This window comes from Streptomyces sp. NPDC004732, from assembly GCF_040609235.1.
Lineage (GTDB): Bacteria > Actinomycetota > Actinomycetes > Streptomycetales > Streptomycetaceae > Streptomyces.
In genome coordinates this window covers 47,204-58,724 of record NZ_JBEXJR010000011.1, presented here as the reverse complement: position 1 = coordinate 58,724, position 11,521 = coordinate 47,204, and the positions used below count along the sequence as shown (strand labels likewise).

General features: G+C 71.8%; 14 protein-coding genes. 4 read left to right on the top strand and 10 right to left on the bottom strand.

Annotated elements, in window-relative coordinates; all coding sequences use genetic code 11:
• Positions 1-4: 4 nt before the first annotated feature.
• The 9 genes from ABZV77_RS30765 to hisD all read right to left on the bottom strand — a co-directional run bounded on the left by ABZV77_RS30765 (position 5) and on the right by hisD (position 6,470).
• On the bottom strand, positions 5-586 hold the full coding sequence (locus ABZV77_RS30765; RefSeq protein WP_356263771.1) for a helix-turn-helix domain-containing protein: 582 nt from the start codon (positions 584-586) through the stop codon (positions 5-7).
• A 124-nt stretch (positions 587-710) separates the two neighbouring features.
• Positions 711-1,466: an imidazole glycerol phosphate synthase subunit HisF gene (gene hisF / locus ABZV77_RS30760; RefSeq protein ID WP_356263768.1), complete on the bottom strand. Its 756-nt coding sequence runs from the start codon at positions 1,464-1,466 to the stop codon at positions 711-713.
• A complete protein-coding gene (locus ABZV77_RS30755) occupies positions 1,463-1,858 on the bottom strand; it encodes a RidA family protein (protein WP_356263766.1) in 396 nt (131 codons plus the stop codon). The genes hisF and ABZV77_RS30755 overlap by 4 nt, the downstream gene beginning before the upstream one ends.
• Complete coding sequence (gene priA, locus ABZV77_RS30750) at positions 1,855-2,580, bottom strand: bifunctional 1-(5-phosphoribosyl)-5-((5-phosphoribosylamino)methylideneamino)imidazole-4-carboxamide isomerase/phosphoribosylanthranilate isomerase PriA (protein ID WP_356263763.1); 726 nt, start codon at positions 2,578-2,580, stop codon at positions 1,855-1,857. Before priA ends, ABZV77_RS30755 begins: the two co-directional genes overlap by 4 nt.
• Positions 2,577-3,218: an imidazole glycerol phosphate synthase subunit HisH gene (gene hisH, locus ABZV77_RS30745; RefSeq protein ID WP_356263760.1), complete on the bottom strand. Its 642-nt coding sequence runs from the start codon at positions 3,216-3,218 to the stop codon at positions 2,577-2,579. Before hisH ends, priA begins: the two co-directional genes overlap by 4 nt.
• A gap of 17 nt (positions 3,219-3,235) precedes the next feature.
• Positions 3,236-3,400: a hypothetical protein gene (locus ABZV77_RS30740; protein WP_055527442.1), complete on the bottom strand. Its 165-nt coding sequence runs from the start codon at positions 3,398-3,400 to the stop codon at positions 3,236-3,238.
• A gap of 3 nt (positions 3,401-3,403) precedes the next feature.
• Entirely contained in the window at positions 3,404-4,006 is a 603-nt protein-coding gene (gene hisB, locus ABZV77_RS30735; RefSeq protein ID WP_356263757.1) for an imidazoleglycerol-phosphate dehydratase HisB, read from the bottom strand.
• Entirely contained in the window at positions 4,003-5,109 is a 1,107-nt protein-coding gene (locus ABZV77_RS30730) for a histidinol-phosphate transaminase (RefSeq protein ID WP_356264486.1), read from the bottom strand. Before ABZV77_RS30730 ends, hisB begins: the two co-directional genes overlap by 4 nt.
• 29 nt (positions 5,110-5,138) lie before the next feature.
• Positions 5,139-6,470 (bottom strand): histidinol dehydrogenase, encoded by a 1,332-nt coding sequence (gene hisD, locus ABZV77_RS30725; protein WP_356263754.1) that lies wholly within the window; start codon positions 6,468-6,470, stop codon positions 5,139-5,141.
• A 232-nt stretch (positions 6,471-6,702) separates the two neighbouring features.
• On the opposite strand from hisD, the gene ABZV77_RS30720 reads away from it, so the two are divergent.
• From ABZV77_RS30720 to ybaK, 4 genes are all read left to right on the top strand, one after another.
• Positions 6,703-8,217 carry an oxidoreductase gene (locus ABZV77_RS30720; protein WP_356264483.1) on the top strand — a complete coding sequence of 505 codons (1,515 nt, stop codon included), beginning with the start codon at positions 6,703-6,705 and terminating at the stop codon, positions 8,215-8,217.
• Between the two features lie 197 nt (positions 8,218-8,414).
• Positions 8,415-9,386, top strand: coding sequence for a hypothetical protein (locus tag ABZV77_RS30715; protein ID WP_356264481.1), 972 nt, complete (start codon positions 8,415-8,417; stop codon positions 9,384-9,386).
• Between the two features lie 2 nt (positions 9,387-9,388).
• Positions 9,389-10,135, top strand: a complete 747-nt coding sequence (locus ABZV77_RS30710) for an LON peptidase substrate-binding domain-containing protein (RefSeq protein ID WP_356263751.1) — start codon at positions 9,389-9,391, stop codon at positions 10,133-10,135.
• 34 nt (positions 10,136-10,169) lie between these two features.
• Positions 10,170-10,676, top strand: a complete 507-nt coding sequence (ybaK, locus tag ABZV77_RS30705) for a Cys-tRNA(Pro) deacylase (RefSeq protein ID WP_356263748.1) — start codon at positions 10,170-10,172, stop codon at positions 10,674-10,676.
• A gap of 207 nt (positions 10,677-10,883) precedes the next feature.
• On the opposite strand, the gene ABZV77_RS30700 is transcribed toward ybaK, so the two are convergent.
• Positions 10,884-11,510, bottom strand: a complete 627-nt coding sequence (locus tag ABZV77_RS30700; RefSeq protein ID WP_356263745.1) for a DUF2567 domain-containing protein — start codon at positions 11,508-11,510, stop codon at positions 10,884-10,886.
• Positions 11,511-11,521 lie beyond the last annotated feature (11 nt).

Below are 11,521 nucleotides of genomic sequence, written 5' to 3'. Positions count from 1 at the left end.
CCCCTCAGATCCGGAACGGGAAGCTGGCCATGTGCACGGCGACGTGCTCGCGGCCCTCGGTGTCTCCGGCCGCCTCGGCGGCCTTGCCGCGCTCCGTGTACGTCTGGATCAGGTCGTGGATGCCAGCGTTCAGGGCCGTGAGCTCCGCAGGGTTGAGGCGGGCGAGGAAGTCCGACTGGTCCGCCGCCCGGCGCCACTCGGCGCCCCAGGCAGCCTGCTGGTCGAGGTACGTCTCGTACTGCTCCCTGCGGTGCGCGACGAGGCCGCGGATGACGGCCGCGTGGGTGGCGGCCCCCTCCGGTGTGTCCTTGAAGTCCTCGTGGCGGAAGCTCAGCGTGTCCTGCGCGGCCTGCCACCACCGCTCCCGTGCGTCCTCGCTCTGCACCTCGGCCGCCTCGATGAGGCCGTGCTCGGCGAGCTTGCGCAGGTGGTAGCTGACGAGGGAGACAGCCTCGTCGACCTGCGCCGCCAGGTGCGAGGCGGTCGCGGGGCCGCCCACCCGCAGGGCTCTGTACAGCTTCATGCGCAGGGGGTGCCCGAAGGCCTTGAGGGTGCCCAGATCCGTGATCCGGCGACGGTTCTCCATGCCCTCACGGTAGATACGAAAGAAAAGTTGCGCAACAAATATTGCGCAACCTTTCTTTCGCACTGTGACGCGAAAAGGCCCCGGCCACCCACACAGGGTGACCGGGACCCAAGAACCCCCGCCGCTAGCGGACCGGGTGCCCCGCCCCCCGCAACGTCTCCTTGACCTCACCGATCCGCAGATCGCCGAAGTGGAAGACCGACGCCGCGAGCACCGCGTCCGCGCCCGCCGCGACGGCGGGCGGGAAGTGCTCCAGGCGGCCCGCGCCACCGGAGGCGATCACGGGAACGGTCACGTGCTTGCGTACGGCCGAGATCATCTCGATGTCGTAGCCGTCCTTCGTGCCGTCCGCGTCCATCGAGTTCAGCAGGATCTCCCCCGCCCCGAGCTCCGCGGCCCGGTGCGCCCACTCGACCGCGTCGATCCCCGCGGACTTGCGGCCGCCGTGGGTGGTGACCTCGAAGGGCCCGGACGGAGTGCGCCGCGCGTCCACCGACAGGACGAGGACCTGGCGCCCGAACCGCTCCGCGATCTCGCGGATCAGGTCGGGGCGCGCGATCGCGGCCGTGTTGACGCCGACCTTGTCCGCGCCCGCGCGCAGCAGCTTGTCGACGTCCTCCGCGGTGCGTACGCCGCCGCCCACCGTGAGCGGGATGAAGACCTGCTCGGCGGTGCGGCGGACCACGTCGTACGTCGTCTCGCGGTTGCCGGACGACGCGGTGATGTCCAGGAAGGTGAGCTCGTCGGCGCCCTCGGCGTCGTACACCTTGGCCATCTCGACGGGGTCGCCCGCGTCGCGCAGGTTCTGGAAGTTGACGCCCTTGACGACGCGGCCGTTGTCCACGTCCAGGCAGGGGATCACGCGTACCGCGAGCGTCATGCGGGGGCTCCTCGGAAGGCTTCCAGTTCCACTTCGACCAGGATGCGCGGGTCGACGAAGCCGGAGACGACCGCCATGGTCAGCACCGGACGCACGGAGCCGAAGACCTCCTTGTGGGCCCGGCCCACCTCGTCGACGTCCCGCGCGTGAGTCAAGAGGATTCGGGTGCGGATCACGGACTCGGCCCCGAGGCCGAGCTCGCCGATCGCCTCCAGCGCGTTGTCCATGGCGACCCGCGCCTGTTCGTAGGGGTCGCCCTCGCCGTACAGGACGTCGCCCTTGAAGGAGGTGGTGCCGCCGACCACGACCCGGTCGCCCGCCTCGACGGCACGGGCGAAGCCGAAGGCCTCCTCCCAGGGGCTCCCGCTCTGCACTCGTCGCAGCCCGCTCATCGCGACACGGCCTCCAGCGCTTCCTCCAGCGTGAACGCCTTCGCGTACAGCGCCTTGCCGACGATCGAGCCCTCGACGCCCTGCGGCACGAGCTCGGCGATGGCGCGCAGGTCGTCGAGGCTGCTCACCCCGCCGGAGGCGACCACGGGGCGGTCCGTCGCCGCGCAGACGTTGCGCAGGAGCTCCAGGTTGGGGCCCTGCAGCGTGCCGTCCTTGGCAATGTCCGTGACCACGTACCGCGCGCAGCCCTCGGCGTTCAGGCGCTCCAGGGTCTCGTAGAGGTCGCCGCCGTCGCGGGTCCAGCCGCGGCCGCGCAGCGTCGTGCCGCGTACGTCGAGGCCGACCGCGATCTTGTCGCCGTACTCGGCGATGACCTTGGCGACCCACTCCGGGGTCTCCAGGGCGGCCGTGCCGAGGTTGACGCGGGTACAGCCGGTGGCGAGGGCCGCGGCGAGCGTGTCGTCGTCGCGGATGCCGCCCGACAGCTCGACCTTGATGTCCATGGCGCCCGCGACCTCGGCGATCAGCGCGCGGTTGTCGCCGGTGCCGAACGCGGCGTCCAGGTCGACCAGGTGCAGCCACTCGGCGCCCGACCGCTGCCAGGCGAGGGCGGCCTCCAGCGGGGAGCCGTAGGACGTCTCCGAGCCGGACTCGCCGTGGACGAGGCGTACGGCCTGGCCGTCGCGGACGTCGACGGCGGGAAGGAGTTCGAGGGTGCTCACAGGGTTCCGATCCAGTTGGTGAGGAGCTGGGCGCCGGCGTCGCCGGACTTCTCGGGGTGGAACTGGGTGGCGCTCAGGGCGCCGTTCTCGACGGCCGCCACGAAGGGCTCGCCGTGCGTGGACCAGTGCACGTGGGGGGCGCGCATCACCGGGTTCACGACCTCCAGGGACCAGTCGTGGACCGCATAGGAGTGCACGAAATAGAAGCGCGCGTCGTCGTCCAGGCCCTTGAAGAGCGGGGACCCCGCGGAGGCCTGGACCGTGTTCCAGCCCATGTGCGGCACGATCTCGGCCTTCAGCGGCGCGACCGTGCCGGGCCACTCGTCCAGGCCCTCGGTCTCCACGCCGTGCTCGATGCCGCGCGCGAAGAGGATCTGCATGCCGACGCAGATGCCCATGACGGGGCGGCCGCCGGACAGGCGGCGCCCGACGATCCAGTCGCCGCGCGCCTCCTTGAGCCCCTGCATGCAGGCGGCGAAGGCGCCGACGCCGGGCACGAGCAGGCCGTCGGCGTTCATGGCGGTGTCGAAGTCACGGGTGATCTCGACGTCGGCGCCCGCGCGCGCGAGGGCCCGCTCGGCGGAGCGCACGTTGCCGAAGCCGTAGTCGAAGACGACGACCTTCTTGGGAGTGCTCATGGTGCGTACGCCTCCCGTCAGTTCCAGTAGTCGAGCCGCAGGATGCCCGCGGCCAGACACATCACGGCGGCGATGGAGAGCAGCGTGATGAGGCTCTTCGGCATGCCCTGCTTGACGAAGGAGATGATGCCGCCGATCAGGAAGAGACCGACGACGATGAGGATGGTGTTGAGCCCGGTCATGGGTTACAGCGCACCCTTCGTGGAGGGGAGGATGCCTTCGGCGCGCGGGTCGCGCTCGGACGCGTACCGCAGGGCGCGGGCCAGGGCCTTGAACTGGCACTCCACGATGTGGTGGGCGTTGCGCCCGTACGGCACGTGGACGTGCAGCGCGATCTGGGCCTGCGCGACGAAGGACTCCAGGATGTGCCGGGTCATCGTCGTGTCGTACTCGCCGATCATCGGCGCCATGTTCTCGGGCTCGGTGTGCACGAGGTAGGGGCGGCCGCTCAGGTCGACCGTCACCTGGGCGAGCGACTCGTCCAGCGGGACGGTGCAGTTGCCGAAGCGGTAGATGCCGACCTTGTCGCCGAGCGCCTGCTTGAAGGCGGCGCCGAGGGCGAGCGCGGTGTCCTCGATGGTGTGGTGCGAGTCGATGTGCAGGTCGCCGTCGGTCTTGACCGTCAGGTCGAAGAGGCCGTGGCGGCCGAGCTGGTCGAGCATGTGGTCGTAGAAGCCGACCCCGGTCGACACGTCGACCTTGCCGGTGCCGTCGAGGTCGATCTCGACGACGACGGAGGTCTCCTTGGTGGTCCGCTCGATTCTTCCGACGCGGCCTTCGCGAGTCATGCGCTCTGCTCCTTCTTGAGTGTGCGTACCGCATCGAGGAACGCGTCGTTTTCGTCTGGGGTTCCGGTGGACACGCGCAGCCATCCCGGCACGCCGTTGTCCCGCACCAGAACGCCCCGGTCGAGGATCTGCTGCCACACCCGGTGGGCGGCCCCTTCGCCGTCGAACCGCCCGAACTGCACGAAGTTGGCGTCGGAGTCGGTCACTTCGTACCCCATCGCGCGCAGCTCGGTGACGATGCGGTCGCGCTCGGCCTTGAGCTGCTCGACGTACTTCAGGAGCGTGTCGGTGTGCTCCAGGGCGGCGAGCGCCGTGGCCTGGGTGACGGCCGACAGGTGGTAGGGCAGGCGCACCAGCTGCACCGCGTCGACGACCGCCGGGTCGGCGGCGAGGTAGCCGAGGCGCAGCCCCGCCGCGCCGAAGGCCTTCGACATGGTGCGGGAGACGACGAGGTTCGGGCGCCCCTCGATCAGCGGGAGCAGCGAGTCGCCGTGGCTGAATTCGACGTACGCCTCGTCGATCACGACCATGGACGGCTTCGCGGCCTGCGCCGCCTCGTACAGCGCGAGGACGGCCTCGGCCGGGACCGCGTTGCCCGTGGGGTTGTTGGGCGTGGTGATGAAGACGACGTCGGGCCGGTGCTCGGCGATGGCGCGCGTGGCCGCCTCGACGTCGATGGTGAAGTCGTCGTGGCGGGGGCCCGAGATCCAGCCGGTGCCGGTGCCGCGGGCGATGAGGCCGTGCATCGAGTACGAGGGTTCGAAGCCGATGGCCGTGCGGCCGGGGCCGCCGAAGGTCTGCAGCAGCTGCTGGATGACCTCGTTCGAACCGTTCGCCGCCCAGACGTGGGCGCGCGTCACCTCGTGCCCGCCGGTGCGGGTGAGGTAGCGGGCGAGTTCGGTGCGCAGCTCGACCGCGTCCCTGTCGGGGTAGCGGTTGAGGTCGCGGGCGGCCTCGCGCACCCGCTCGGCGATGCGTTCGACGAGCGCTTCGGGCAGCGGGTAGGGGTTCTCGTTGGTGTTCAGGCGTACGGGCACGTCGAGCTGGGGTGCGCCGTAGGGGGACTTGCCGCGCAGCTCGTCGCGCACGGGCAGGTCGTCGATGCGGGTCCCGGGTCGGGTCTCGGAGGCGCTCACTGGCCCGGCACCTTCCAGTCGAAGCGGGCCTTCACGGCCGCCCCGTGCGCGGGCAGGTCCTCCGCCTCGGCGAGCGTCACGACGTGGTGCGCGACGTCCGCGAGGGCCTCGCGCGAATAGTCCACGATGTGGATGCCGCGCAGGAACGACTGGACGCTGAGCCCCGAGGAGTGGCAGGCGCAGCCGCCGGTCGGCAGGACGTGGTTGGAGCCCGCGCAGTAGTCGCCGAGGGAGACGGGCGCCCACGGGCCGACGAAGATCGCACCGGCGTTCTTGACGCGCCCCGCGACGGCGGCCGCGTCCCCGGTCTGGATCTCCAGGTGCTCGGCGCCGTACGCGTCGACGACCCGCAGGCCCTCCTCCAGGCCGTCGACCAGGACGATCGCGGACTGGCGGCCGCTCAGCGCGGGGACGATGCGGTCCTCGACGTGCTTGGTGGCGGCGACCTGCGGCGCCAGCTCCTTCTCGACCGCGTCCGCGAGCGCGAGGGAGTCCGTGACGAGGACGGCGGCCGCGAGCGGGTCGTGCTCGGCCTGGCTGATCAGGTCGGACGCGATGTGCACCGGGTCGGCGGTGTCGTCGGCGAGGACCGCGATCTCGGTCGGGCCCGCCTCGGTGTCGATGCCGATGCGCCCGGTGAAGTAGCGCTTGGCGGCCGCGACCCAGATGTTGCCGGGGCCCGTGACCATGTTGGCGGGGGCGCAGCTCTCGGTGCCGTACGCGAACATCGCGACGGCCTGGGCGCCGCCGACCGCGTACACCTCGTCGATGCCGAGGAGCGCGCAGGCGGCGAGGATCGTCGGGTGCGGCAGTCCGCCGAAGTCGGCCTGCGGCGGGGAGGCGAGGGCCATCGACTCGACGCCCGCCTCCTGCGCAGGGACGGCGTTCATGATCACGGAGGAGGGGTAGACGGACCGGCCGCCCGGTGCGTAGAGCCCGACGCGCTCGACGGGCACCCACTTCTCGGTGACGGTGCCGCCGGGGACGACCTGCGTGGTGTGCGGGGCGCGGCGCTGCTCGCGGTGGACGGTGCGGGCGCGGCGGATGGATTCTTCCAGGGCCGCGCGCACGGCCGGGTCGAGGCCGTCCAGGGCCTCGGTGAGCGCGGCGGCGGGGACGCGGACCCGGTCCAGGCGCACGCCGTCGAACTTCTCCGCGTAGTCGATCAGCGCCGCGTCGCCACGATGATGCACGTCCTCGCAGATGGGCCGCACCTTCTCCAGGGCGGCCGCGACGTCGAAGTCGGCACGGGGCAGCAGGGCGCGCAGGGCGGACCCGGACGGAAATTCCGTGAGGGCGTCGCCGCGCAGATCGATTCGAGAGATCACATGGCCAATTCTCTCAGACCTTCATTCGGGGCCGGACGCGCGTATCACTGGCTGATATGGACCCCGGAAGACCGCGTTCACCACTAGGGTCTCGCTGGCGTTCAGCCGGTCACCGAGCGGGCATGAAACAGGTGTACGAGAGACGCGCACCGCAGGACGGAGGGGTACAGCAGTGGTCGACGACGCCGGCACCGGGGATCCGCCGGACGGGCTGACCGCCGCGGAGATCGGCATGTGGCAGGCCTTCCGCAACGGCAGTGTCTACGACCTCAGATCGGGCGATCCGGCGGTCGACGATCCGCACGGCGGGCACCCCTGGGGTCCCGAGCGGAGCGTGCGGGCGCGCATCGTGTGCTGGCTGCTGCTCGACGGTCCGCCCGCGCTCGCGGGCCGCGTCTCCTCCCTGAAGCTGGCGGGCGTGCAGATCACCGACCCGCTCGACCTCGCGGGCGGCACGGTCGTCCCGTACACCGAGATGAAGCACTGCCGCTTCGAGAAGGAGGTCCTGCTTCCCGAGGCCCGCTTCGCGACGCTGCGGCTCGTCGACTGCTCGATCCCGCGCGTCGAGGCGGCCAGGCTGCACACCGAGGGCGATCTGCACCTGCCGCGCTGCCGGATCCACAACGGCATCCGTCTCACCGACGCCCACATCGGCACCGACCTGCTGCTGAACCAGGCGGTGGTCTACCGCGACCGGCGCAGCCACTCGATCACCGGCGACGGCCTCACCGTCGGCCAGGATCTGCAGGCCGAGATGATGGAGTCGCACGGCGAGCTGAGCCTGCGCGGCGCGAAGATCGGCGTGTCGCTGAGCCTGCGCGGCAGCAAGCTGGTGAACCAGTACGGCAGGCATGCCCTCAACGCCCCGCAGATGACCGTCGAGCGCACGCTCTATCTGACCCCGGCGGCCGTCGGCAATCCCCCGCAGACCAGCGGCACCACCCCGGCCCGCGGCACCCGCGTGCAGCGCTTCGAGTGCGAGGGCGGCATCCGCCTCGACGACGGCCGCTTCGGCGACGCCATCGACTTCGCGCACGCCCGCCTCACGCTCCAGAGCGACCAGGAGATCTCGCTGCGCCGCGTCCAGACGCCCGAGCTCCGCTTCCTCGGCGAGGCGCCGCAGCGCGGGAAGGTCGTGCTGTCCGGCGCCAGGGTCGTCAACCTCATCGACCGGGCGACGAGCTGGCCCGGGCCCGGCGGCCTCCAGATGGGCGGATTCACGTACGAGAACCTGGTGCCGCAGGGCAGCTTCCCGCTGTCCAGGCGGCTGAGCTGGGTGATGGCCGCGACGGCCGAGTACAACCCCGAGCCGTACGAGAAGCTCGCCACCGTCCTGCGCAACGGCGGCGAGGACGCCGACGCCCGCGAGGTCCTCCTCGCCAAGCAGCGCAGGCGCCGCGAGACCCTGCCGCTGGCGGCGAAGCTCTGGGGGTACGCACAGGACTGGACCGTCGCCTACGGCTACCGGCCGGGCCGGGCCGCGGTCTGGATGGCCGTGCTGTGGGCGATCAGTGCGGTGGCGTTCTCGCGCGCCGAGCATCCGGCGATCAAACCGGGCGAGCACCCGAACTGGAACCCCGCCCTGTTCTCCCTCGACCTGCTGCTGCCGGTCATCAACCTCGGACAGGACACCTACTGGCAGCTGAACGGCGGCTGGCAGTGGTTCTCGACCGCGCTGATCCTCCTCGGCTGGGTCCTTGCGACCACGGTGGCGGCGGGCGCGACCAGGCTCCTGCGGCGCAGCTGAGCCCCCCTCCCCCGCGGCCGAAACCTATGGCCAAAGGCTGAACCGTTACGCAACGGCAGGCAACCATCCCCCGCCCCGGGCCGTCATCCCTGCGACCGACAAACAACCACGACGGTGACCGGCGGATCCGCGCGAGCGGCGCCGGTCGATGCGCAAAGGAGGGCACGGTGCTGCGTGCCTTCATCCGTACCGCCCGCATGGTCCGGCACACCCAGCGGCTCGCCGCCGGACTGACCCCGGACGACGAGGTGCTCCTCGACGTGCCCGACGAGCGGCTCGCCCCCGCCCTGGTGGCCGCGGGCCGCGGTGACCACGGCCCGGCCGCCAAGCTCCTCGCCACCACCCGCGAGGCCGCCGAGTGGGAGAACCGCGACCGCTACACCACGCGGCTCGCCGCCTTCGCGCGCTCGCGCCCCGAGTGGTTCGACGACTGGCTCGGCGCGTCCCCGCACGACCCGGACGCCCTGCTCGTCAAGGCCGAGCTCGCGGTGGTGCGCGGCTGGGAGTCGCCTGCCCGCGCCGAGCTCCTGCGGGACGCGGGCCCGCTGCTCACCGCGGCCGCCGAGGCCGACCCGCGCGACCCTGTGCCGTGGCGGATCGCCCTGGACCATGCCCGCGGCACGCACGCCCCGCACACCCTCTTCGAGCAGTTGTGGGAGGAGGCGGTGCGCCGCTCCTCGTACCACTACGGCTGCCATGCCTCGGCCCTGCAGTACCTGTCGGCCGCCTGGTACGGCTCGCACCGCGAGTGCTTCGACTTCGCCGAGCGCGCCGCGGGCGACGCACTGCCCGGCTCGTTGATACAGGTCCTTCCGGCGCGGGCCGCCTTCGCCTACCTGACCAGCCCCTCGGGGCACCTGCCGCGCGAGCGCCTGGACGCGGCGGCGGACCTGGCGATCGATCTGTCGCAGTCGTACGAGGCCGGGGACCCGTGGCCCGCCGAGGTCCGCAACCTCCTCACGTACGTCCTGGTCCGCCTGGAACGGTGGGACGACGCCCTGGAGCAGCTGCGCCTGATCGGACCGTACGCGACGTCCTTCCCCTGGGACCGGATGGCGGACGATCCGCTCGGCCAGTTCCTGGAGCTGCGCGACGGCGTGCGCATAGAAGTGGCGTCGATGACACCCCTGCGCGGTCCGCGGGGACGTGACCGCTCCGGCGACCATTAGGCTTGCCGGTCGTGACCACCCGGCTTCCGCTCTTCCCGCTCAACTCGGTGCTGTTCCCCGGCCTCGTGCTGCCGCTGAACGTCTTCGAGGAGCGATATCGCGCCATGATGCGCGAGCTGCTCAAGACTCCCGAGGAGGAGCAGCGCCAGTTCGCCGTCGTCGCGATCCGCGACGGCCAGGAGGTGGCGCCGAGCGCGCCAGGGCTCCCCGACCCGACGGCGCTGCCCGACCACGGCCCCGCCGCGGGGTTCGGCGACGACCCGCTCAAGGCCTTCCACACCGTGGGCTGCGTGGCGGACGCCGCGACGATCAGGGAACGCGACGACGGCGGCTTCGAGGTCCTCGCGACGGGCACGACGCGGGTGCGGATCCACTCGGTCGACGCGTCGGGGGCCTTCCTCACGGCCGAGGTCGAGGAGGTGCCCGAGGAGCTGGGCGAGGGCGCGGGCACGCTGGGCGAGGGCGTCCTGCGCGCCTTCCGCTCCTACCAGAAGCGGCTGGCCGGGGCGCGGGAGCGCTCGCTGTCGACGGGCGCCGAGCTGCCCGACGACCCGTCCGTCGTGTCGTACCTGGTCGCCGCGGCGGCCGTCCTCGACACCGGCACCAAGCAGCGGCTCCTGGAGGCGCCGGACACGGTGTCGCGGCTGCGGGAGGAGCTGACGTTGCTGCGCTCCGAGACCGCGATCATCCGCAATCTGCCCTCGCTGCCCGCGACGGACCTGACGCGCGGGACGACGAGCCTCAACTGACGACGGGTCTCCACTCACCTAAGGCGCGAGCACCATGGCGAAGAAGCAGAAGAAGCAGCCGGCCCAGGCCGGGGGGACACCCGCGACGGTCGCGCTCACCGCGGCCGGTACGCCCTTCACGGTCCACTCCTACGAGCACGACCCGTCCCACCCCTCGTACGGCGAGGAGGCCGCCGAGGCCATGGGCGTCTCGCCCGACCGGGTCTTCAAGACGCTGGTGGCCGAGGTCGACGGCACGCTCACCGTGGCGATCGTGCCCGTGGCGGGCTCCCTGGACCTGAAGGCCCTGGCCGCCGCGGTCGCGGGCAAGCGGGCCATGATGGCCGACCCGGCGGCCGCCGAGCGCACCACGGGTTACGTACGGGGCGGCATCTCCCCGCTCGGCCAGCGCAAGAAGCTGCGCACGGTCCTGGACGACTCGGCGTCCGCGCACCCCACGGTCTGCGTCTCGGCGGGCCGCCGCGGCCTGGAGGTCGAACTGGCACCGGGCGACCTGGCGTCCCTCACGGACGCGGTGCTCGCGCCGATCGGCCGGGGCTGAGCCCCCTCGTCCCTCCTGCCGCGGACGACGTGAAAGCGCCCTCGACACCCGTCCCGCACGGGACTAGTACCGAGGGCATGTCGAAAAAGACGCGCATGCGGAAGTGGCGGGCGAAGAAGCGCAAGGCCAACCACGGCAAACGCCCCGCCTAGGGCTTAGGGCCGGGGACCCGGCGACGGGACGGGGCTCGGGGCCGGGGACAAGGGCTCAGGGCGCCGGATACGGCTCCGGGTCCCGCGGGCCGAACAGACCGGTGAGGCCGAGGTGCACGGCGAGCGCGGCCACCGGCCAGGCGAGGACCGTGCCCATGGCCTTGAGTTCCAGCGGCGCGTCGAAGACGACACCCTTGCCGACGGCCCTGGCGTGCGCCGCGACGTCCGTCTCGGGTCCCAACCAGATGCCGACCCGCCACGCGAGCAGCGCGCCGAGCAGGCTGCCGACCGCGAGCCCCGCGACCAGCGGAATGCCGCCGCGCTTGCGCAGCAGGAAGACGACGACGCCGCTGACGAGACCGAAGCCGAGCGACAGGAGCGTAAACGTTCCGTCCACGCCTATGGCCTGCTCGCCCTCGGTGTCCTTGAGGTACACCAGCTTGCCGTCCGAGATGAGCGGCACCCGCGGCGAAAGCCACATCCACAGCAGTCCGAGCAGGACGCCGCCGACGGCCACCGCGACCATGATCACTGCAGCCTGCCGCACTTCGGTCTTCATGCCGGGACCCTCCTCCTCGTATCCGTGAGGAGACGTCGCTCCCGACGGCTGCGCGGGCGCCTGCCAGGGGTCGTGCGGGGGTTGTTCGTGCGGCGGTTGGGAGGGTGTCAACGGTGCGGTCACCCCCACATCGT